Source organism: Acidovorax facilis, assembly GCF_023913775.1.
In the GTDB taxonomy this organism is placed as follows: Bacteria; Pseudomonadota; Gammaproteobacteria; order Burkholderiales; family Burkholderiaceae_C; genus Acidovorax; species Acidovorax facilis.
Window position 1 is genome coordinate 32,261 of sequence record NZ_JAMXAX010000012.1, and the last position, 21,032, is coordinate 53,292.

Here is a 21,032-nt window from a genome sequence, read left to right on the forward strand (position 1 = left end):
AGGCCCCTGCCGCACACCCCGCCCAGGCGCAGCAACCCACATAGCCGTTGTTCCCACGCCAATGTCCCCGCTGGTCTGCGCCCTCCTGACGATCACCCGGCTTGGTCGTGCGCGCTGCGGCGTGGCGTCCAGCCTGCTTTGGCTGTTCGTCATCATGGCTCTGCCTGCGGGCGTGCAGGCGAACGCGCCTCTGATGCTGACGCAGGATCGGCCACAGATGAATGCCTGGGAAGCCATCACGCTCAAGGCCGATCCCACGTACCAGCTTTCGGTGCAGGACATGCTGGAACGCCTGGATGAGTTCGAGGCGCCTGCCCGGCGCGGTGGCTCGCTGGGTGTGCACAAGGCAGCCATGTGGCTGCACATTCCCATCGTCGCGCCCAAGACACCGCGCGCCCCCTGGATGGTGGATATCGGCTACAGCTCGCTGCAGGCCGAGATTTACCTGGTCCGTGGCGGCCGGGTGCTCCAGCAGATTCGTACCAGCCAGCGTGATCAGATGCAGCTATCCAGCCGCACGCCAGCGATGGCATTCGACCTGCAGGCCGGACAGGCTTACGACCTGCTGATACGGGTGCAAGCCACCGGACCACTGATCCTGCCCATCACGGTCGGCGAAATGCCCTACCAGATGCACCAGGCCCTGCGCGAGCAGATGTTGCAGGGTCTGCTCAACGGGCTGGCGTTGTGCCTGCTGGCGTACAGCCTGATCCAGTGGTTCACGCAGCGCGAGCACTTGTTCGGCTTTTATGCACTGGTGGTGCTGGGCAGCGCGGGTTTTTCGCTGCAGTTCTTCGGCATTGGCGACCAGTTTTTATGGCCGGGCAATCTGTGGATGAGCCGGTATGCAGGACTGGCCGCAGGGCTGATTGCCCTGGCAGGCTCGTTCCTGTTCCTGAGTGCCGCACTGGCAGACAACCCGCAAAGCCGGTACGCACGCGCCATGCGCGCAGGTGCAGCGATCACAGCAGTGGTCTGCGTTGCCGTCACGCTGGGCTGGCTGAGCATCGCCATCGCCATCGCCTTCATGAGTCTGGTAGGCCCCCTGCCTTCTCTCATCAGCGTGCCTGCTGCCATCACGCGGGTGCGGCAAAAAGACCCCATCGGCACCACCCTGCTGGCGGCCTGGATTGCCTACGGTGTGGCTGCCGCACTCATGGTGTGCCTGGTGCAGGGCTGGGTGCCCGCGAACTTCTGGACGCTGCACTCATTCCAGTTCGGCGCCACGCTGGACATGCTGCTGTTCTTGCGCGTCATGGGGCTGCGTGCCAAAGCCATGCGGATGAAAGCACAGGAGGCGCTGCGCGAGCGCGACATCATGCATTCGCTGGCGCACAGCGACCCACTGACAGGTCTGAGCAACCGGCGTGGGCTGCAGCATGCGCTGCAACTTGCGCTGTCTTCCAGCTCACCAAGCCATCTGGTCGCGGTGTATCTGATCGATCTGGACGGGTTCAAGCCCATCAATGACTCACATGGCCACGATGTGGGCGACGACCTGCTGGTGGCTGTGGGCAAGCGGCTGCAAGCCAGTGTCCGCCAGCAGACCGACCTGGTAGCAAGGCTGGGCGGGGATGAATTCATCGTCATGGCCTGCCATCTCGAAAGTCCGCACCATGCCGAAGAGCTGGGCCGATCCCTGCTGCACGCTTTCGATGCGCCGTTCTCCCTGGGCGACCTGAACCTGAAGGTGGGACTGACCATCGGCTATGCCCTGGCCCCCCTGGACGGCAACGACTCCCATGGGTTGATCCGTCTTGCAGATGCAGCCATGTATGCCGGCAAGCAAGGGGGCAAAAGCTCCATCCTGCGCAACAGTGGCGAACTGGCGCTTGCGCCATGAAACAGGCCTCTTGCACCGTGGCGCCTTGCCTATACTGAACCAGCCCGACCATGCCCCGCCGTCACCCCATGCCGAACCGGCCCCGGCCCCACCACCTCCCTTGGCTGGCTTTGCTCTGGGTGTTGATGGTGTGCCCCTGGGCGTGGGCAGGTAGCTCACCCTTGCTGCTGAACGACGAGCGGGGAGCCACCGATGCATGGCCCGCCGTCACGCTACTGAGCGATCCCAGCCTTCAGCTTTCAGTGGAAGATGTACTGGCGCAGTCCGACAAGTTCACCCCGCCCCCCAGCGTGGGCGCCACGTTGGGGGTGAGGCCCGATGCAGTCTGGCTGCGCATCCCGTTCGAAGTGGCCTCGACGTCTGACGCCCAGTGGATCCTGGATGTCAACCACTCCGACCTGAACCACATCGGCGTCTACCTCACGACCAGCGGCTATGTGGTCCAGCAAGCAACCCTGGGCAGCCTGCACCCTTACGCACACCGTCCATTGCAAAGCCGATCCCACGCGCTCACGCTGAATCTGAGGCCCGGGTTGCAGTACGAACTGTTGGTGCGCATCCAGACCCGGGGAGCGATGATCCTGCCAATCTCGCTCTACAAGCCTGCAGCCATGCTCAGCAAGGCGGTCAACGAGCAAATGCTGCAGGGCGTATTGACCGGGCTGGCCCTGTGCCTGCTTGTGTACAGCGTGGGCCAGTGGCTGAGCCTGCGCGAGCCCCTGTTCATCTACTACGCATTGCTCACATCCGGCAGCCTGCTGTTTTCGATGACCTGTTCGGCGTGGGTCGGCAGTTCCTCTGGAGCGACAGCCTCTGGCATGAAGTCCACATGGGAGGGCTCTCTGCCTTGCTCGCCACCTGTGGTTCGTTCCTCTTCATCGGACAGGCCCTGTCGGAGCCCGACTCCAACAAACGCTTTCTGCGCTTCATGCGCTGTGGAGCGGCACTGTGTGTGCTCCTTGCACTGGCATACGGACTGGATGCCATCTCCACCCGCGCCATTGCAGCCATTGTGAGCATCCTGGGCCTTGTACCCGCCCTGATGGGCATCCCCGGTGCGGCACGCCGTGCGATCCGGGGTGATGGGGTCGGCACCAGCCTGCTGCTGGCCTGGTTGGTCTACTTCATTGCGACCGCGATCGTCATCGGCGTCATCAACGGCTGGGTGCCGGTGAATTTCTGGACTTTGCATTCCTTCCAATTTGGTGCAACGCTGGACATGCTGCTCTTCATGCGCGTGCTGGGCCTGCGCACCAAGGCATTGCGGCTGGAGGCGCTGGATGCCAACCGCGAGCGCGACGCGATGCACTCGCTGGCCCATACCGACCCCTTGACCGGCTTGCCCAATCGGCGTGGCCTGAGCATTGCCCTGGCCTCCGCCCTGCCCCACAGTGGCCCCAACAGCCTGCTGGCCGTGTACGTGATGGACCTCGATGGTTTCAAGCCCGTCAACGACCGGCACGGCCACGATGTGGGCGATGAACTGCTGATCGCCGTGACCCGGCGGCTGCAAGGCCATGTGCGCCAAAGTGACGTGGTAGCGCGCCTGGGCGGCGATGAATTTGTGGTGATGGCGGGCCACCTTGGCAGCAGCCAGCAAGCCCAGGAGCTGGGGCTCAAACTGCTGGAAGCTTTTCGCACCCCTTTCTCTCTGGGCGATCTACAGGTGGAAGTGGGATTGACCATCGGCTACGCGATTGCACCAGACGACAGCAACGACGCACTGGGCCTGCTGAAGCTGGCGGATGCGGCAATGTACAGCGGCAAGCAAGGAGGGAAATTCTGCCTTCGCCGCAACACCGGGGACCTGGCGCTGTCGTCGGTCTGAGCGCTACCAGTGCACACCGCACCCTGCGGCTGAGCTCCAAGGGCCATTCCGAACTGGTCAAACGGCCTGGCTTCCGTTAAACACGGGGCTTCGCGTTACCACCCAAGGATTGTTCACCATGGCCCATCGCAAAAGTCCCGCCCGCATTGCCAAAGACGCCCGCATTGCGCATTTTCAGTCGCTGGCTACACGCCAGGCCGCACCAAACGCACCGGGCGCAACCCTGACCTGGGACGCCGTGGCTGCGCTGGAGGCCAAGCTGGTGGGCCGCATCGTGCTGCCGTCCAGCCCTGACTACAACGCTGCGCGGCAAGAGTCCAACCCCGCGTTTCAGGCTTATCCCGAGATCATCGTCTACTGCGCCTGCGAACACGATGTGCTCGAATGCCTTGCCGTGGCCCGCACCTACAACCTGTGGGTGGCCGTGCGCTGCGGCGGGCATAGCACGGCAGGCTACTCCGTCAACAGCGGCATGGTGGTGGACCTGAGCGACCTGAAAGGCGTGGTGCTGGACCCACCCCGCGAGCGCGTGCATGTGCTGCCGGGCACCGATTTCGACCATTTCAACGGCGCGATGAACCACACCGGCTGGCATGTGCCCACGGGAGCGTGCGGCAGCGTGTGCGTGGGGGGCTTCGTGCAGGGTGGCGGCTACGGCTATACGTCGCGGGCCTTCGGCATCCAGAGCGATCTGGTGGAATCGTTCCGGGTGGCGCTTGCCAACGGCAGCATCGTCACGGCCAGCGCGCAGGAGAACCCGGGGCTCTACTGGGCCATGCGCGGTGGCACGGGCGGCAACTTTGGTGTGTTGCTGCAGGTCACCTACCGCATGCACCGGCTGGACCAGGTGTGGGCCTGGGCCATCAGCTGGGACGCCGCGCATGCCGCCGAAGTCCTGACGACGATGCAAGCCCACTACATGAAAACCGGCGCACCCGATGCCCTGGGCTACATGATGAACCTGGGCTACCAGAACAGTACGCCGGTCTACATGGTGCAAGGCATGTTCTGCGGCACGCGCGATGAGGGCATGAAGGCCATTGCACGCCTCATGGCGATACCGAGCGCACAGCTGCTGGTGGACAAGACGGGCACCTACCCCGACATGAACATCTGGCTGGAAGACCACCCCTACACCTTGCCAGACAACCTGCCCGACGGCGTGGCGGAAACCAAGGCCTGCGGCTACATCAGCACGCCGCTGTCAACAGCCGACTGGCAACGCATCATCGATTACTTCAAGACCTCGCCCAACCCCTGGTCGCTGGCTTATCTGGAACCCTATGGCGGCGCCATCAACCGCTATCCGGTGGCCGACAGCGCTTTCATCCACCGCCATGTGGATGCCGACCTCGTGGTGGACGTGTTCTGGACCAATGACACCGAGCGGGCCCAGATGGAAGCCTGGCTCGATGGGTTCATGAACCTGGTCAAACCCTTCCTGAACGGCCACGTGTACCAGAATTATCCCGACGCAAGCCTGCAGGACTTTGCCCAGGCCTATTGGGGCCCTGCATACCCGCAACTTCAGCAGGTCAAGGCGCAGTACGACCCCGGGAACTTCTTCCACTTTCAGCAGAGCGTCCGGCTGCCACAGAAATAAGGAATGCAGGTCCTGAGAGAAGCCCTCTGGGACAAGAGCCCCAGGGATGTCCTGCCTCACCCTCGCGAGTCAGTGGTAGTGCGGATCGGGAAGGGCCGCAAGGCGTCTTTTTGCAGCCAATAGCCCCGCTATTGGCAAGAAAAGCAACGCAGCGGACCGCCCGAGCCCGCGCTATCACCGACCGCAGGGAGTTATGCAGGCCATCCCCTGCGCTCAGGAAGAGGCCGTTTCAGCGTAATGGAGCCGGCCTTTGCCCGCGCGTTTGGCCGAGTACATCGCCTGGTCGGCGCGGTTCATCAGGGCGTCGATATCCCCCTCCAGCGGGGGATACACGGCCACGCCAATGCTGGCGCCGATGAAAAGGTCACGCCCTTCCACAACCATGGGCTGGTGCAATGCCTCGATGATGCGGTGGCCGATGGTGTCGGTCACGTCGCGGGTGACATCGCGGTCGAGCATGACCAGGAATTCGTCGCCACCCAGGCGTGCCATGGTGTCGCCCGCACGCACCGTGCTGGCAATGCGTTGGGCCACAATGCGCAGCACTTCATCACCGGCGCGATGGCCTTCGGCGTCGTTCACCCCCTTGAACCCATCGAGGTCGATGAACAGCAAGGCCACAGACCCGGCATTGCATCGCGCCTGCGTCAGGGACTGTTCCAGACGGCTCTGAAAAGCCGCCCGATTGAGCAGGCCCGTGAGTGAATCGTGGTTGGCCAAATAGTGCTGCTGGCGGGCGATCTGGATCTTGGCCGAGACATCCTGGACCAGCGCCATGATCGATGTGACCTGCCCCTGGGCGTCGGTCAGTGCGGAGTTGAACCACTCGCAATGCACTTCGCTACCGTCCTCCCGCACAAAGCAGGTCTCCGCGCGGTTCTGGGACTCCTGCCCCGACTGCAGGCGCTGTAGCGCACTCTGAAGCCCATCGTCCTGAAGTGAGGGATCCACAAGTTCCGTCAGCAACCGCCCCTCCAGCCCCGCCACCTGCAGCCAGCCCATGAGCTGCACAGCGCGCTGCGAACAGTGCAGGAGCCTGAGGTTATGGTCCATCTCCAGCACCGCAAGCGGGCTGTTTTCCATGTGCGAGGAAAGCCGCTGGTTGGCAGCGCGCAGCGCATTCATGGTGACCTGCAGTTCATGAACGTCGAGCGCCGTGGTGATGAAGCCGTCCACCAGCCCCTGCCGGTTGTGCCAGGGGGTCAGGCAGATGGTGCGCCATTCATCAATGCCATACGGTGTGCGCAGAAGGCGCTGGTACTGCACCCGCTCGCCCTGCAGCACACGCTCGACGAAGGGCATGAATCGGGCGCAGTCGCTCTCGCCATACACCTCGACCAGGGTTTTCCCCACCAACTGCTGGGGCACGGCGCCGAACCAGCGGGCGTATTCCTCGTTGACATAGATCATGACCAGACTGCGGTCGATCACGGCCATGGTGGCACCCGCGCTGCGGGTGATCAGATCCAGCAATTCAGCCTTGGACCAAGAATCCTGATGGAAGGCTGTGGGGGGCTGCGACAACTCAGGCTCGTCTTGCATCATGCGGCGATAGCCCCGGCGGGGAGATGGTCATCGACAGAGGGGGCGATCCAACGCTGCACCTCCTTCACGGTGGCCGCTTTGCATCGCCCTGCTACAGGTAACAGTGTGTCAGCACCAGCTTATCACTTTCGGCCGATATGAGCCCCTGTGCAGGCAACCCGGGCCTTTCGCAAAGGCCAGCCCTCGCGCGGTGTTGCACGCTAGTCCACTGAAACCGAGAAATCGGCTGTGCGCCGAGGTGGCAGCGGGTGCAGCGCAAGGCGCGGGCTTTGCCAAGGCTGGACGCCTTGGCAAAGCCGCAACGCCACGATGCGCCTGCTGCCACCCCGGCCCGAAGGGTGAGGGCCTGGCAGGGCCGCCCTCGTCGTTGCAGTGCTCGCCGGGTATGCAACCCGCCTGCGCCCGCCGCCTAGAGGGCGGCCCTGCCAGACCCTCACGCACAGCCGATTTCTCGGTTTCAGTGGACTAACGGCAGCAGCGGTATGCCAGGCCGACGGACACGGAATACCCTGTGGGCTCGACGGTGAGCGGGCTGCGGCGGGCGTCGCCCTTGAGCTGCGATACACGCGCCGCACCCAGAATCACCCAGTGGCGATTGATGGCCGACATGACTTCCACCCCGGCATCCACGCTGTACAGGCCTGCGCCCGGATCAAAGGCAGGCAAGGCCCCGGAACCACCCGCAGGCACACCAAAATGACCGCGCAGATAGGTGCGATCCCCAAAGCTCGCGCCTGCGCCGAAAGTGACTTTGGTCTGCTCGGTCACGGGCCAGGTATAGCCCACGCTGGTGGACAACTGCGCGCCGCCGTCGCGCCCCAGAATGTCCTGCGAAAGCCCGGCGCCCACAGACCACCGTGGCGTCAGCGCATACCCAGCGCTCACCCGCGCGCGCAGCGTGGACCGGACCGAGGGCAACCCCACCAGGATCGGTGCGTCCGAACCGTCACGGCCTTTGTCGATGCGCAGCGAGGCGCTCAGGTTGAATTGATCTCCCTGCGCCAGCGTGGCACTGGCACCCGATTCGCGCGGACCCAGCCCATGCCCCATGAAGGCGCTGCCACGCGAGGTACTGAGCCTGAAGCGTCCATATTCGATGGCCCATGCGGGCCGCAAGCTGTTCTTGCGCCCATCACCGCCCGCGTAGTCCGGGCTGGAGCCCACGATGGCGCCCAGCGCGTAGTTGAACAACGGTTTGGGCGGCTCTTCGGCTGCAGGCGCATCCGCTGCGTGCGCCGCCGGCCAGGAGCACAGGCAGGCCAGCAACGAAGCACAAGAAACCAGGGGTGCAATGGGGGCAAAACGGCTCATGGGTGGATTATCAGTCCGCCCACTGCACCCATCCAGTCCATGCTGTCACCAGAACAACGATGCCAAACACGATGCGGTAGTACGCAAACGGTACAAAGCTATGGGTACTGATGTAGCGCAACAACCAGCGCACACACAGCCAGGCGCTCAGGAAAGAAAAGACCAGCCCGGTGATGAACATGGGCAGATCGGCCACCGACAGCAGCGCGCGCTCCTTGTACAGGCTGTACCCCCCCGCGCCAATGAGCGTGGGAATGGCCAGAAAGAACGAAAAATCGGTGGCTGCCTTGCGCGACAGGCCCAGCAGCATGCCCCCGATGATGGTGGAGCCGCTGCGGCTGGTGCCCGGCACCATGGCGAGACACTGCACCAGGCCCACCTTGAGGGCGTCCAGCGGCGTCATGTCATCCACCGACTGGATGCGGGTGGCCGCAGGAGATCGGCGCTCTGCCCACAAAATGATGAAGCCCCCAATGATGAAGGTGCTGGCCACCACCACAGGGGTAAACAGATGGGCCTTGATGGCTTTGCCAAACAACAGGCCCAGCACCACAGCGGGCAAAAACCCGATGAGCACATTGAGTACAAACCGCTGCGCTTGCCGCTGCGTGGGCAAGGCCACCAGCGTGGCGCGGATCTTCTGCCAATACACCAGGATCACCGCAAAGATGGCACCGGTCTGGATGGCAATGTCAAACACCTTGGCCTTGGCATCATCAAATCCCAGCAGAGAGCCCGCCAGGATCAGGTGCCCGGTGGAAGAAATGGGCAGGAACTCCGTCAGGCCTTCGACCACGCCCATGATGGCGGCCTTGACCAGCAATACAACGTCCACGCACACTCCTTGAGATAAATTTGAATCAAATTAGGCTCTACCGCTTATCTATCAAGCGCTAGCAGCTATCAAAACAGGAGTATATGCCGAGCAGCCCCGCGCAGCCTTCAGGCGGGGGGCTGCCACGGCGCCTGCCACCCGCCCCCCAGCGCCTGCACCAGCGCCACCACGGCCAGCTGGCGGTTGACCTGCAGCTGCAGCAGGGCGCGCTGGGCAGACAGCGCTGACACTTGCGCGGTCACCACCTCGGTGTAGCCCACCTGGCCTTCGCGATAGCGGTTGAGCAGCTGCTGCGCCGTGCGTTCGGCGGCCGATACGGCCTCGCGCCGCAGGGGCTCCTGTTCTCGCAGGGTGCGCAGCACGGTGAGCTGGTCTTCCACGCTCTGGAAGGCCGTCAGCACGGTCTGGCGGTAGACGGCCACACGGGCATCGCGTGCAGCCTGCGCCTCCTCCACGCGGGCAGCGGTGGCACCTGCATCAAACACAGTCTGTGCAATGGACAGCCCCAGCGACCACACAGTGCCCGACGCCTTGAACAGATCCGCCACGCTGCTGCCACCGCTGCCGAGGGTGGCGCCCAGGCTCAGGCTGGGAAAGTACGCCGCGCGCTGGATGCCGATCTGCGCGTTGGCAGCGGCCACGGCCCGCTCTGCCGACGCGATGTCGGGGCGGCGCTGCAGCAGGGTTGAGGGGACGCCTGGTGGCACCTGGGGCACTTGGGCCACCCACGGCGCACTGGGCACGACAAAGTCGGAGGGCGCCTGCCCCGTCAGCACCGCCAGCGCGTGCTCGAACCGCGCCCGGTTCTGGCGCGCGGTGGCCAGGTCGGCCCGCGCGTTTGCCAGTTGGGTCTGCGCCTGCAGCACATCGGTCTGGGCCACCACTCCGGCGGAATAACGATTCCTGGCGATCTGCAGGCTGCGCTCGTAGCCCTCCACCGTGGCCTGCAGCAGCCCGATTTCCGCATCGGCCTCGCGCAACTGGAAATAGGCAGAGGCCAGGCTGCCCACGGCGGACAGGCGGGCAGATGCAAGGTCGGCCTCGCTGGCTTGCGCACTGGCCTGGGCATTGTTGACGCCGCTTTCGAGCCGCCCCCACAGGTCCGGGGCCCAGTCCACCCCCAACGAGGCTTGGGTCGTGGTGCCGGACCGGCTGGCGCCCTCGCCACCCGAACGCGTGGCACCGCCCGACAGGCTGACGGAAGGCAGCAGCCCCGCGCGCTGCTGCCGCACCACTGCCTGCGCCTGGGCATAGGCAGCCACTGCTGCGGCAATGTTCTGGTTGGATAGCTGCACCTGCTCCGCCAGCCGGTTCAGCTCGGCGTCTCCGAACAGCTCCCACCAGGGTCCACGGTCCAGCGCGTCGGCAGGCGCGGCTGGCGCCCAGGTGGCGCCCGCCTCCTTGAACGTGGCCGGCACTGGCATCTCGGGGCGCTGGTACGGCGGAGTGACGGAGCAGGCAGACAGCAGCGTCAGCGCGAGCCCGAGGCTGGCCCAACGTGCGGCGCGTACACCCGGTGCGAGGGGGATGATGGAACGGGTCATGGTGCGCAATCAGACAGCGGCACCGGGGGCTCCGGCGCGGCTCAGTTGTTGTTCGTTGGGTGCGGGCTTGCGCAGCTTGTCGAGCAGCACATAGACCACCGGCGTCGTCAGCAAGGTGAGCAACTGGCTCGCAATGAGCCCGCCGATGATCGCCACGCCCAGCGGCTGGCGCAGCTCCGAGCCCTGCCCGAAGCCGATGGCCAGCGGCAGTGCGCCCAGTGCAGCAGCCATCGTGGTCATCAGGATGGGGCGAAACCGCAGCAGGCAGGCTTCGCGCACGGCCTCCAGGGCCGTGAGCCCGCGCGCGCGCTCGGCGTCCAGCGCAAAGTCGATGATCATGATCGCGTTCTTCTTGACGATGCCGATCAGCAGGAACACGCCGATGAGCGCAATGATGGTGAACTGCATGTTGAACAGCAGCAGCGCCAGCACGGCGCCCACCCCCGCCGACGGCAGCGTGGTCAGCACCGTGATCGGGTGGATCAGGCTTTCATACAGAACACCCAGCACGATGTAGATCACCACGATGGCGGTGAGGATCAGGAACAGCTGTTGCCCCTGCGACTGCTGGGCGCTGAGCGCCGTGCCCTGGAAGCTGCCGCGCACGTTGGTGGGCATGGCAATGTCGGCCTCGGCCTGCTCGATGACCTGGCGCGCCTGCGCCAGCGAGGTTCCGGGGTCGATGTTGAACGAGATGGTAGTGGCCAGCTCGCCATCCTGGTGGCTGATGGACGTGGGTGACGCCCGCTCCACCACGCGCGCCACGGCGCTCAGCGGCACCATGGTCGATGCCGCAGTGCTGATGACATTGCCCGTGGACGCACCGCGCTGGCCCGGGTTGGCGGCCGTCCCCGTGGCACCGGTCGGGTTGCTGGCCACGTAGATATCTTTCAGGGCCGGCGGGCCCCGGGTGTACTCCGGCGCCCACTCCATGATGACGGCGTACTGGTTGAGTTCGCCATAGATCGTAGCCACCGAACGCTGGCCGAACGCGTTGTACAGCGCGTTGTCGATGGCCGAGGCGCTCACGCCCAGGCGCGAAGCGCTGTCGCGGTCCACCTCCACATAGGTCTCCACGCCGTTTTCCGCCTGGTCGGTGTCCACGTCCTTGAGCAGGCTTTCGTCCTTGAGCCGGTCGGCCAGCTTGCCCGCCCATTGCTTGAGGTCCGCCATGTTGTCGCTCTTGAGCGTGTACTGGTAGGTGGAGTTGCTGGAGCGACCGCCCATGCGCAGGTCCTGCACGGGGTTCAGAAACACCCTGAGGCCGGTGATCTGGTTGAGCTGCGGCCGCAGCCGCGCAATGACGGCCGGTGTGCTGTCCGTGCGCTGCTTCAAAGGCTTGAGGTTCACAAACATGAACCCACCCCCGGCCCGGCTGCCACCCGAGAAGCCGACGACGGTGTCCACCGCTGGGTCCTTGCGGATGATCTCCACGGCCTGGCGCAGCTTGCGCGCCAGGGCTTCGGACGAAATGCTCTGGTCGGCCCTGAGGCCCGCGTTGAGCTGGCCGTTGTCCTGCTCGGGGAAGTACCCTTTAGGGATCTTCGCGAACAAGTACACGTTGAGCCCGATCACCGCCAGCAGGATGAGCACCACCAGGCCTTTGCTGGCCAGGGCCCAGTCCAGGCTGTGTCCATACCCGCGCAGCACGCCCTGGTAGCCGCGCTCTGCCCACCGCGCCAGGCGCGACGGGGGCTTGTCGCTGGCCGGGTCGTGCGCCCGCAGCAGCCACGCACACATCATGGGCGTGGTGGTGAGCGAGATCACCAGCGAAATCATCACTGCCGCTGACAACGTGATGGCGAATTCGCGGAACAGCCGCCCCACCTGGCCGTCCATGAACAGCAGCGGAATGAACACCGCCACCAGCGACAGGCTGATGGACAGCACGGTGAAGCCCACCTCCCGCGCACCCTGCAGCGCGGCCTGCATGCGGTCCATGCCGGCCTCGATGTGGCGCATGGTGTTTTCCAGCACCACGATGGCATCGTCCACCACAAAACCTGTGGCCACGGTCAGCGCCATCAGGCTCAGGTTGTTGAGGCTGAAGCCCAGGAAGTACATCACGCCGAAGGTTCCCAGCAGCGACACCACAGTGGCCACCGCCGGGATCACCGTGGCCCGCGCCTTGCGCAGGAAGAGGCCCACCACCAGCACCACGAGGGCGATGGAGACCATCAGGGTCAGCTCGATTTCATGCAGGGAGGAGCGGATGGAGTTGGTGCTGTCCGACGCCACGGCCACCTGGATGTCCTGCGGCAGCTGGGCCTGCAGGTCGGGCAACAGCGCGCGCACGGCATCCACCGTTTCGATGATGTTGGCACCCGGCTGGCGCGTGACCAGCACGATGATGGCGGGGTCACCGTTGAACAGCCCCACGGTGCGGCGGTTTTCCACCCCGTCCACCACGCGCGCCACATCCCCCAGCCGCACCGCGGCGTTGTTGCGCCAGGCGACGATGAGCGATTCGTACTCTGCCGCCTTGCGCGCGGGCGATGGCGTGTAGATCTGCAGGCGACGCCCGTCGCCCTCGATGGCGCCCTTGGGCCGGTTGGCGTTGGAGGCCTGGATGGCAGCGCGCACGTCTTCGGTGCTGATGCCGTAGCGGTTGAGCGCAAAGGGCAGCAGCTCCACGCGCACGGCGGGCAGCGAGCCGCCGCCAATCTCCACCTCGCCCACACCGTCCACCTGCGACAGGCGCTGGCTCACCACGTTGGAGACGGCATCGTAGATCTCACCCGGCGTGCGCGTCTTGGAGGTCAGCGCCAGAATGATGACGGGTGATGCCGCCGAGTTGCGCTTGCGGTACGTGGGGTTGCTGCGCAGCGTGGCGGGCAGGTCGGCCCGCGCCGCGTTGATGGCGGCCTGCACCTCGCGCGCGGCCGCGTCGATATTGCGGTTCAGGTCGAACTGCAGGCTCACACGCGCCGATCCGTTGGAGCTGGTCGAGGTCATTTCGTTGACCCCGGCAATCACCCCCAGCCGCCGCTCCAGAGGGGTGGCCACGCTGGTGGCCATGGTTTCGGGGCTGGCGCCCGCCAGGCTGGCCGAGACCGAAATGGCCGGATAGTCCACCTGCGGCAAAGGCGATACGGGCAGCACAAAAAATGCGGCGATCCCCGCCAGGGCCACGCCAATGGTCAGCAGCACGGTGGCGACCGGCCTCTCGACGAAGGGGCGCGAGAGATTCACGACACCTCCCCGGCCTGGACCGCCGCCGCCGCCGTGCCCCGGCCCGTCCAGCGGCGGCCCAGCCGGTCAAACGCCAGGTAGATCACCGGCGTGGTGAAAAGGGTGAGCATCTGGCTCAGGATCAGGCCGCCAAAAATCGCCAGCCCCAGGGGGCGGCGCAGTTCTGCCCCCTCGCCCCATCCCAGCATCAGCGGCAGCGCGGCAAACAGCGCCGCCAGCGTGGTCATGAGAATGGGGCGAAAGCGCAGCAATGCAGCCTGGTGGATAGCTTGCTGCGGCCCCATGCCCTGGTGACGCTCCGCTTCGATGGCGAAGTCGATCATCATGATCGCGTTCTTTTTGACGATGCCGATCAGCAGGATGATGCCGATGATGCCGATCACCCCCAGGTCATTCCCCGACACCATGAGCGCCAGCAGCGCCCCCACCCCGGCGGAAGGCAGCGTGGAGAGGATCGTGACCGGGTGGATATAGCTCTCGTACAGCACGCCGAGCACGATGTACACGCACACCATCGCCGCCAGGATGAGCCACAGCTGGCTCGACAACGATTTTTCGTAAGCCCCGGCAGCCCCCAGGAACTCCATCGACAAGCCCTGCGGCATCCCGATTTCCTTCGCGGCAGCGCGGATGGCGTCCACCGCGCTACCCAAGGAAACACCCTCGGCCTTGTCAAACCCCAACGTTGCCGCCGGGTACTGGGCCACGCGCGTGATCTGCAGCGGCGCCAGTTGCTCGCGGATGGTGGCCACAGCCGCCAGCGGCGTGGGCGTGCCGGAGCCTGTGCGCAGCTGCAAGGTGCCCAGAGCCTCAGGCGTGTTCATGCCTTCCTGCTGGGCTTCCAGGATCACGCGGTACTGGTTGGTCTCGGTGAAAATGGTGGACACGATGCGCTGGCCAAACGCGCTGTAGAGCGTGTCGTCCACGCTGCTGGCCGTGACCGACAGGCGGGATGCCGTGTTGCGGTCAATGTCCACAAAGGCCGACAGGCCCTGCGCGCCCGCATCGGTCGTGGCGTTGCGCACCTTGGGCTCGCGCTGCAGTTGCTCGGCGAGCTTGCGGGTCCAGTCGTTGACCTGCGCGGCATCCACACCGCCAATCGACACGCGGTACTCGGTGGGGCCGGTTTCCGCATCGATCGTCAGATCCTGCGTGGGCTGCAGGTACAGCGTGACACCCGCCACCGACCGCACACGCTCGCGCAGCCGCTGCATGATGGCTTCCTGCCCGTCGCGGTCAGGCTTGAGATTGATCAGCATGCGCCCGGCATTGAGCATGGTGTTGTTGGCCGCATCCACACCCACAAACGAGCTGAGCGACAACACGTCGGGGTCTTGCAAGATGGCGCGTACGGCGGCTTGCTGGAGTTCACTCATGCGGGCGTACGAGACATCCTGCGACGCCTCGACGCGCGCCTGCAGTTGCCCGGTGTCCTGCGTGGGAAAAAGCCCCTTCGGGATGACCACATACAAGAGCGCCGTGAGGGCCAGCGTCATCACCGCCACCACCAGCGTGGCGCCCTGGTGGCGCAGCACCCACTGCAGCCAGCGGTCATAGCCGCCAATCACCCGCTCGAAACCCCGGTTGATACGGCCCGCCACGCCCTTCGGGCCCCCAGCGGGCTCGGCGCGCAGCCAGCGCGCAGCCATCATGGGCACGAGGGTGAGCGACACCACGCCCGAGATGAGAATGGTGATGGCCAGCGTGACCGCGAACTCGCGAAAGAGCCGGCCGACCACATCGCTCATGAAGAGCAGCGGGATCAGCACCGCGATCAGCGACACCGTGAGCGAGATGATGGTGAAGCCAATCTGCGTCGCGCCCTTGAGCGCCGCCTGGAACGGCGGCTCGCCCTCCTCCAGATAGCGCGCGATGTTCTCGATCATCACGATGGCATCGTCCACCACAAAGCCGGTGGCAATCGTCAGCGCCATCAGGCTCAGGTTGTTGAGGCTGTAGCCCAGCAGGTACATCACGCCGCAGGTGCCAATGAGCGAAATGGGCACGGCCAGGCTGGCAATCACCGTGGCGCGCAGGCTGTGCAGAAAGAAGAAGATCACCAGCACCACCATGAGCACGGCCAGCACCAGTTCCAGCTCCACATGGTGGACCGAGCCCCGGATGCCCGTGGTGCGGTCCGACAGCACCTGCACCTTGAGCGATGCGGGCAGGCCCGCCTGCAGCTCGGGCAGCAGCTTCTTGATGTTGTCCACCGTGGCGATCACGTTGGCGCCCGGCTGGCGCTGCACGTTGAGGATGATCGCTGGAGTGATGGAAGCCCCCACGCTCCCCACTTCGTGTGGTTCGCTGCCCCCCGGGGGGGCGCTCGCTTGCTTGGGGCGGCCCGGCGCCGCGCTCTGGAGGTCGTTGACCCCCGCCCACGCGCCCAGCCGGTTGTTCTCCGCACTCTCCACCACACGCGCCACCTCCAGCATGCGCACCGGCGCACCGTTGCGCCACGACACGATGAGGTTCTTGTAGTCGTCCACCGTCAGCAACTGGTCGTTGGCATTGATGGTGTACGAGCGCTGCGGGCCGTCAAAACTGCCCTTGGCACTGTTGGCGTTGGCCGACGTGATGGCCGTGCGCAGGGTATCGAGGCCAATGCCGTACGACGCCAGCGCCTTGGTGTCGGCCTGGATGCGCACGGCAGGCCGCTGCCCACCCGCCAGCGACACCAGCCCCACACCGGAAACCTGGCTGATCTTCTGCGCCAGGCGCGTGTTCACCAGGTTCTGCACTTCGGTGAGCGGCAGCGTGTCAGAGCTGATGGCCAGCGTGAGCACCGGCGCGTCGGCAGGGTTCACCTTGGCGTACACCGGCGGTGCGGGCAGGTCTGCGGGCAGCAGCGAATTGCCCGCGTTGATGGCTGCCTGCACCTCCTGCTCGGCCACATCCAGCGCCAGCCCCAGGCCAAACTGCAGCGTGATGATGGACACCCCCGAGGCGCTGGTGGACGCCATGCGCGTGAGCCCGGGCATCTGGCCAAACTGGCGCTCCAGCGGCGCACTCACCGTGCGGCTCATGACCTCGGGGCTGGCCCCCGGGTACAGGGTCTGCACCTGGATGGTGGGGTAATCCACCTCGGGCAAGGCCGACAGCGGCAGAAAGCGGAAACCCACCAGCCCTGCCAGCACGATGGCAATCATCAGCAGCGCAGTGGCTACGGGCCTTTCAATGAATGGACGTGAAGGACTCATGTTGTCGTTTCGCGCTCAGGGATTCTGAGGAGGACGCTGGCGGCGCTGGCCACCTTCTCCACGCTCCCCTCGCGGCCCGCTGGCCCCCGCACGCGGTGCACGGGCGGCCTGCGCACCCGGCAGCTGCACGGCCATGCCATCCTGCAAGCGGTCCCCGCCCTCGGTCACCACACGTTCGCCTTCCTTCAGGCCTTCGGTGATCGCCATCAGCCCCACCGTGGCCTGACCGCGCTTGACCTTGCGCAGCGACACCGTGCGGTCTTCGTTGATGACATAGACGTAGTCGCCATTGGCGCCAGTGCGCACGGCAGTCACCGGCACCACCAGCGCGGGCACGTTGCGCAGCAGCAGCTGCACGTTCACAAACTGGTTGGGAAACAGCGCACCCGCCGCGTTCTCGAACCGCGCCTTGGCCTTGACGGTGCCGGTGGTGGTGTCCACCTGGTTGTCCAGCGTCGAAAACCGGCCCTTGTCTAGTTCGGCCTTGCGCGTGCGGTCCAGCGCCGTCACGGCCAGGGCGTCCGCTGCGCCCTGCGCTGCCTGGATGTCGGCCACGCGGTCCTGCGGCACGGAGAACTGCACGTCGATGGGCGCCACCTGCGTGATGGTGGCCAGGCCCGCCGTGTCGCCCGAGGTCACGTAGTTGCCCGCATCCACGGTGCGAAGACCGATGCGCCCCGACGCGGGCGCGGTGATGCGTGTGTAGTCCAGGTTCAGGCGCGCCGTGCCCTCTTGGGCCTTGTCGGTCATCACCGTGCCTTCGAGCTGCTTGACCAGCGCGGCCTGCGTGTCCACGTCCTGGCGGGCGATGGAGTCTTGCGACAGCAAGGTGCGGTAGCGCTCCAACGTGAGGCGCGCGTTCTCCAGCTGCGCCTCGTCGCGCTGGCGGGTGCCCTGGGCCTGCATCAGCGCCTGCTCGAAGGGGCGGGGGTCGATCTGCGCCAGCAACTGCCCTTTTTTGACCATCTGCCCCTCGGTGAACAGCACCTGGGTCAGCATGCCCGACACCTGGGGCCGCAGCGTGACCGTGGTGGCGGGGATCACGGTGCCCAGCGCATCGATGATCACCGGCAGTTCAGCCTTGCGCACCACGGCATCCCCCACCGTTACCATGGGGCGCCCGCCCCCCGGAAAGCCCGGACCGCCGCTGGATTCACCATTGGCCCGCTGGATGAGATACCACGCCGCCCCTCCTACCAGCCCCACCAACAACAGCGCCAGCAGGCTTCCTACCCATCGGGATCGGCGTGGCGGTTTGCCGGGGGGAGCGGGAGGAATGGCCGATGGCGGGGGCGCGTTGACTTCTTGGGGGTTCATGGCGGTCTTGATTCGTGTTCTCGGGGTGCCTGCTGGGCGGGTGTCAGCACGGTCAACCGTACCGGATCGTAGAGGCTCAGTTCACGCGTTGCTTTGAACGCTGTGCGAAGAAAAGTAAACCTTGGGGTCAAAGCAATTCGTAGGGAAGGCGCATCCACCAACGGGCAGCCCACCAAAAATGCCCCGCAAGTCACGCCGCGCTCCTGCATTTCGCGGCGGCCCTGGCGCATTTCGTCGCAAGCCGCTGGCAGCGACGGGGCGGTATCGGCACAGTCCGCTCCATTGAAGAACGAGCCCGGAGCCACACCATGCAACTCACCCCCGTCATCGCCATCCACCTCGCCGCAGCGCTCGCCGCGACCGCCATCGGCTCCATCGCCCTGTGGGCCCGCAAGGGTGCCACCCAACGCCCGCGCCTGCACCGCGCCGCCGGGTATGCCTGGGTAACCCTGATGGTGGCCACAGCCGTGTCGGCCATTTTCATCAGTGGGGGTCCGGGCCCGCGCTGGGGCAGCTTCGGGCTGATCCACCTGCTGATACCGGTCACGCTGGGGATGCTGGTGCTGTCTTTTGTCTTCCTGGCCCGGCGCAACATCGACGGGCATCGCAAAACCATGCAGCGCGTCTACATCGGCGCCTGCGTGGTGGCCGGTGGCTTCACTCTGCTGCCTGATCGCTTTCTCGGCCATTCGCTCTGGTCGGCACTGGGCGTGATCTGACCCTGCCGTTCCCTCTCCATCTGCCCTTTCCACTCAGGAGATCCCCATGCTGCTCAATTTCATTGTTCACCAACCCCAAGCAATGCTCCAGGTCATCAGTCACACCCCCTACTGGGTTTGGGGCATGCTGGCCGGCCTGGTGGGGCTGGGCGCCAGCCAGCTGCGCGACCGCAGCGCCAGCCTGCTGCGAACCCAGCTCATGCCGCTGGGCATGGCCGCCTTTTCGGTGGCAGGCCTGCTGTCGGCATTCGGCGGTTCGGCCTCCTCCGGCGTACAGGCAGTGGGTCTCTGGCTGGCAGCCGCCACGGCGACCACGGCGCTGGCCCTGTGGTTCCAGCCCACGGCGCCCACCGGCACGCTCTACAGCGCCTCTTCGCGCAGTTTTTACATTCCGGGCAGCGCCATGCCGCTCGCGCTGATCGTTGGCATCTTCCTGACCAAGTATTTCGTCGGGGTCGAGTTGGCCATGCAACCCACCCTGGCACGGGACGGCACCTTCGCGCTGCAGATCTCGGCCCTTTATGGGGTGTTCAACGGCCTGTTCGCCGCCCGGGCCCTGCGGATGTGGCGCCTGGCGCAGCAAAGCGTGGTCTACGGCGCGTCCCCCGTGGGCGCCTGAGCCCCGCCAGAACCCTGCCCTCCCATCGAACTGACTCACCTTGTCTGGAGACATCACCATGCACTACGTCCACCCCACCGAAGACCCCATCGAACGCCTGGCCCGCAAACGCGCCGGGGCCAAACTCGGCTGGTACATGCACGCCGGCGTCTATCTGCTGGTCAACCTGTTGCTGATCACCCTGTCGGCCGCCAGCGGGCGGCACTGGGCGGTGTACCCCGCGCTGGGATGGGGCATCGGCCTGGTGGTGCATGGGGCGGTGGTGTTCCTGATTGCTGGCGGCGGGCTGCATGAGCGCATGGTGCAGGCCGAACGCGACCGTCTGGCGCAGCAGGGGCCACGCCATTGAACCCGTCTACACCCGCCTTCCGCACGAAAGAAATCCCATGAAGATGCTCCGACGACTGACCCTGGCCCTGCTGACACTCGCGACATGGGGTGCGGCCACCGCCTCCCAGGCGGGCACGGGGCTGATGGAATTGCCCGGCTTGCTGGGGGATGGCCCCGTCACGGTGTTCTACCCCAGCAGCAGTGCCGACGAACCCGTGCAGCGCGGCCCCTTCCAGCTGCAGCTGGCCTGGCAGGGCAGCCCCGTGCGGGGAAACGGCCGCCTGATGGTCATCACACACGGTTCGGGCGGCAATCCGTGGGTCCACACCGATCTGGCACGTGCAATGGTGGCCGCAGGTTTTGTCGTGGCATTGCCCGAACATGCGGGAGACAACTCCAAAGACCCGTCCACCCCCGGCCCCGAGAGCTGGAAGCGCCGCCCCGCAGAGGTCTCCCGCGCCATCGACGCCGTGGCCCAGGACACCCGCCTGGCCCCGTTGCTCACCCTGGACAAGGTGGGGGTCTTCGGTGGTTCCGCCGGTGGCCACACGGCGTTGACGCTGGCGGGCGGCGCGTGGTCGCCCGCTCGCTTTCGTCAGCACTGCGAGGCCCACATTGCCGATGATTTTTCCTCCTGTGTCGGGTTCATCACCCGTTTGCACGGCAACCTGCTGGATGGCCTGAAGAAGTGGTTTGCACTGACCGTGATACGGCACCGCTTTGGCGATGAAACCGCCTACACACACCAAGACCCCCGTATACAAGCCGCCGTGGCCAGCGTGCCCTTTGCGGCCGACTTTGACATGACCACCCTTGCCACCCCAAGCATCGCGCTGGGGCTGGTGACTGCGGGCATGGATGTGAACCAGGTACCGCGCTTTCACAGTGACGCCGTGCTCACGGCCTGCCAGGACCGCTGCACCCACGTAGCCCACCTGCCGGACGCCAGCCACGGCGCCATGCTGTCGCCCATGCCACCGCTGCACCTGCTGAGCGACGTGCAGACCGCGCTGCTGGGCGACCCGCCCGGCTTTGACCGCAAGGTGCTGCCCGAGGTGGATGCACGCATCGTGGCGTTCTTCGCCCAGCACCTGCAACCCTTGCACCCCTTTCAACCAGTGCCCTAACGCGGCCATCCTGCGTCAC

Annotated in this window: 14 protein-coding genes and 1 pseudogene; 8 read left to right on the forward strand and 7 right to left on the reverse strand. The window is 65.6% G+C overall.

Features of this window, described 5'->3' with window-relative positions; all coding sequences use genetic code 11:
• The first annotated feature begins 61 nt into the window (after positions 1-61).
• The 4 genes and pseudogenes from NFX52_RS06345 to NFX52_RS06360 all read left to right on the forward strand — a co-directional run bounded on the left by NFX52_RS06345 (position 62) and on the right by NFX52_RS06360 (position 5,274).
• Positions 62-1,843, forward strand: a complete 1,782-nt coding sequence (locus NFX52_RS06345; RefSeq protein WP_055397366.1) for a diguanylate cyclase — start codon at positions 62-64, stop codon at positions 1,841-1,843.
• A gap of 125 nt (positions 1,844-1,968) precedes the next feature.
• A pseudogene (locus NFX52_RS06350) lies at positions 1,969-2,382 on the forward strand (7TMR-DISMED2 domain-containing protein); the annotation flags it as partial.
• 290 nt (positions 2,383-2,672) lie between these two features.
• On the forward strand, positions 2,673-3,671 hold the full coding sequence (locus NFX52_RS06355) for a diguanylate cyclase (protein ID WP_238385566.1): 999 nt from the start codon (positions 2,673-2,675) through the stop codon (positions 3,669-3,671).
• A gap of 118 nt (positions 3,672-3,789) precedes the next feature.
• Complete coding sequence (locus NFX52_RS06360; protein ID WP_055397384.1) at positions 3,790-5,274, forward strand: FAD-binding oxidoreductase; 1,485 nt, start codon at positions 3,790-3,792, stop codon at positions 5,272-5,274.
• A 213-nt stretch (positions 5,275-5,487) separates the two neighbouring features.
• Here the strand turns inward: NFX52_RS06360 and NFX52_RS06365 are convergent, their stop codons facing one another.
• The 7 genes from NFX52_RS06365 to NFX52_RS06395 form a co-directional block, all read right to left on the reverse strand.
• Positions 5,488-6,819 (reverse strand): diguanylate cyclase domain-containing protein, encoded by a 1,332-nt coding sequence (locus NFX52_RS06365; RefSeq protein ID WP_055397368.1) that lies wholly within the window; start codon positions 6,817-6,819, stop codon positions 5,488-5,490.
• Positions 6,820-7,284: 465 nt separating this feature from the next.
• The gene (locus NFX52_RS06370; protein ID WP_233573352.1) at positions 7,285-8,130 is read right to left on the reverse strand and encodes a MipA/OmpV family protein; all 846 of its coding nucleotides are present in this window, start codon (positions 8,128-8,130) and stop codon (positions 7,285-7,287) included.
• A 10-nt stretch (positions 8,131-8,140) separates the two neighbouring features.
• On the reverse strand, positions 8,141-8,965 hold the full coding sequence (locus NFX52_RS06375; RefSeq protein ID WP_055397370.1) for an undecaprenyl-diphosphate phosphatase: 825 nt from the start codon (positions 8,963-8,965) through the stop codon (positions 8,141-8,143).
• 107 nt (positions 8,966-9,072) lie between these two features.
• Complete coding sequence (locus NFX52_RS06380) at positions 9,073-10,509, reverse strand: efflux transporter outer membrane subunit (protein WP_252635584.1); 1,437 nt, start codon at positions 10,507-10,509, stop codon at positions 9,073-9,075.
• A gap of 9 nt (positions 10,510-10,518) precedes the next feature.
• Positions 10,519-13,701 (reverse strand): efflux RND transporter permease subunit, encoded by a 3,183-nt coding sequence (locus NFX52_RS06385; protein WP_055397372.1) that lies wholly within the window; start codon positions 13,699-13,701, stop codon positions 10,519-10,521.
• Positions 13,698-16,901, reverse strand: coding sequence for an efflux RND transporter permease subunit (locus NFX52_RS06390; protein WP_055397374.1), 3,204 nt, complete (start codon positions 16,899-16,901; stop codon positions 13,698-13,700). Before NFX52_RS06390 ends, NFX52_RS06385 begins: the two co-directional genes overlap by 4 nt.
• A 15-nt stretch (positions 16,902-16,916) precedes the next feature.
• Positions 16,917-18,218: an efflux RND transporter periplasmic adaptor subunit gene (locus NFX52_RS06395; RefSeq protein ID WP_055397376.1), complete on the reverse strand. Its 1,302-nt coding sequence runs from the start codon at positions 18,216-18,218 to the stop codon at positions 16,917-16,919.
• Between the two features lie 308 nt (positions 18,219-18,526).
• Here NFX52_RS06395 and NFX52_RS06400 point away from each other — a divergent pair, with 308 nt between their 5' ends.
• From NFX52_RS06400 to NFX52_RS06415, 4 genes are read left to right on the forward strand one after another with little or no spacing between them, the layout of a single operon-like run.
• The gene (locus NFX52_RS06400) at positions 18,527-18,937 is read left to right on the forward strand and encodes a DUF2306 domain-containing protein (RefSeq protein WP_055397378.1); all 411 of its coding nucleotides are present in this window, start codon (positions 18,527-18,529) and stop codon (positions 18,935-18,937) included.
• 46 nt (positions 18,938-18,983) lie between these two features.
• Positions 18,984-19,556: a DUF6622 family protein gene (locus tag NFX52_RS06405; RefSeq protein WP_055397380.1), complete on the forward strand. Its 573-nt coding sequence runs from the start codon at positions 18,984-18,986 to the stop codon at positions 19,554-19,556.
• A 58-nt stretch (positions 19,557-19,614) separates the two neighbouring features.
• The gene (locus tag NFX52_RS06410) at positions 19,615-19,905 is read left to right on the forward strand and encodes a 2TM domain-containing protein (protein WP_055397382.1); all 291 of its coding nucleotides are present in this window, start codon (positions 19,615-19,617) and stop codon (positions 19,903-19,905) included.
• A 43-nt stretch (positions 19,906-19,948) separates the two neighbouring features.
• On the forward strand, positions 19,949-21,013 hold the full coding sequence (locus tag NFX52_RS06415) for an alpha/beta hydrolase family protein (protein ID WP_055397391.1): 1,065 nt from the start codon (positions 19,949-19,951) through the stop codon (positions 21,011-21,013).
• Positions 21,014-21,032 lie beyond the last annotated feature (19 nt).

Bases quoted from the DNA above. Each gene is read 5' to 3' on its own strand.
- NFX52_RS06345 (WP_055397366.1), top strand. From the start codon at position 62: ATGTCCCCGCTGGTCTGCGCCCTCCTGACGATCACCCGGCTTGGTCGT.
- NFX52_RS06355 (WP_238385566.1), top strand. From the start codon at position 2,673: ATGGGAGGGCTCTCTGCCTTGCTCGCCACCTGTGGTTCGTTCCTCTTC.
- NFX52_RS06360 (WP_055397384.1), top strand. From the start codon at position 3,790: ATGGCCCATCGCAAAAGTCCCGCCCGCATTGCCAAAGACGCCCGCATT.
- NFX52_RS06365 (WP_055397368.1), bottom strand. From the start codon at position 6,819: ATGATGCAAGACGAGCCTGAGTTGTCGCAGCCCCCCACAGCCTTCCAT.
- NFX52_RS06370 (WP_233573352.1), bottom strand. From the start codon at position 8,130: ATGAGCCGTTTTGCCCCCATTGCACCCCTGGTTTCTTGTGCTTCGTTG.
- NFX52_RS06380 (WP_252635584.1), bottom strand. From the start codon at position 10,509: ATGACCCGTTCCATCATCCCCCTCGCACCGGGTGTACGCGCCGCACGT.
- NFX52_RS06390 (WP_055397374.1), bottom strand. From the start codon at position 16,901: ATGAGTCCTTCACGTCCATTCATTGAAAGGCCCGTAGCCACTGCGCTG.
- NFX52_RS06395 (WP_055397376.1), bottom strand. From the start codon at position 18,218: ATGAACCCCCAAGAAGTCAACGCGCCCCCGCCATCGGCCATTCCTCCC.
- NFX52_RS06400 (WP_055397378.1), top strand. From the start codon at position 18,527: ATGCAACTCACCCCCGTCATCGCCATCCACCTCGCCGCAGCGCTCGCC.
- NFX52_RS06405 (WP_055397380.1), top strand. From the start codon at position 18,984: ATGCTGCTCAATTTCATTGTTCACCAACCCCAAGCAATGCTCCAGGTC.
- NFX52_RS06410 (WP_055397382.1), top strand. From the start codon at position 19,615: ATGCACTACGTCCACCCCACCGAAGACCCCATCGAACGCCTGGCCCGC.
- NFX52_RS06415 (WP_055397391.1), top strand. From the start codon at position 19,949: ATGCTCCGACGACTGACCCTGGCCCTGCTGACACTCGCGACATGGGGT.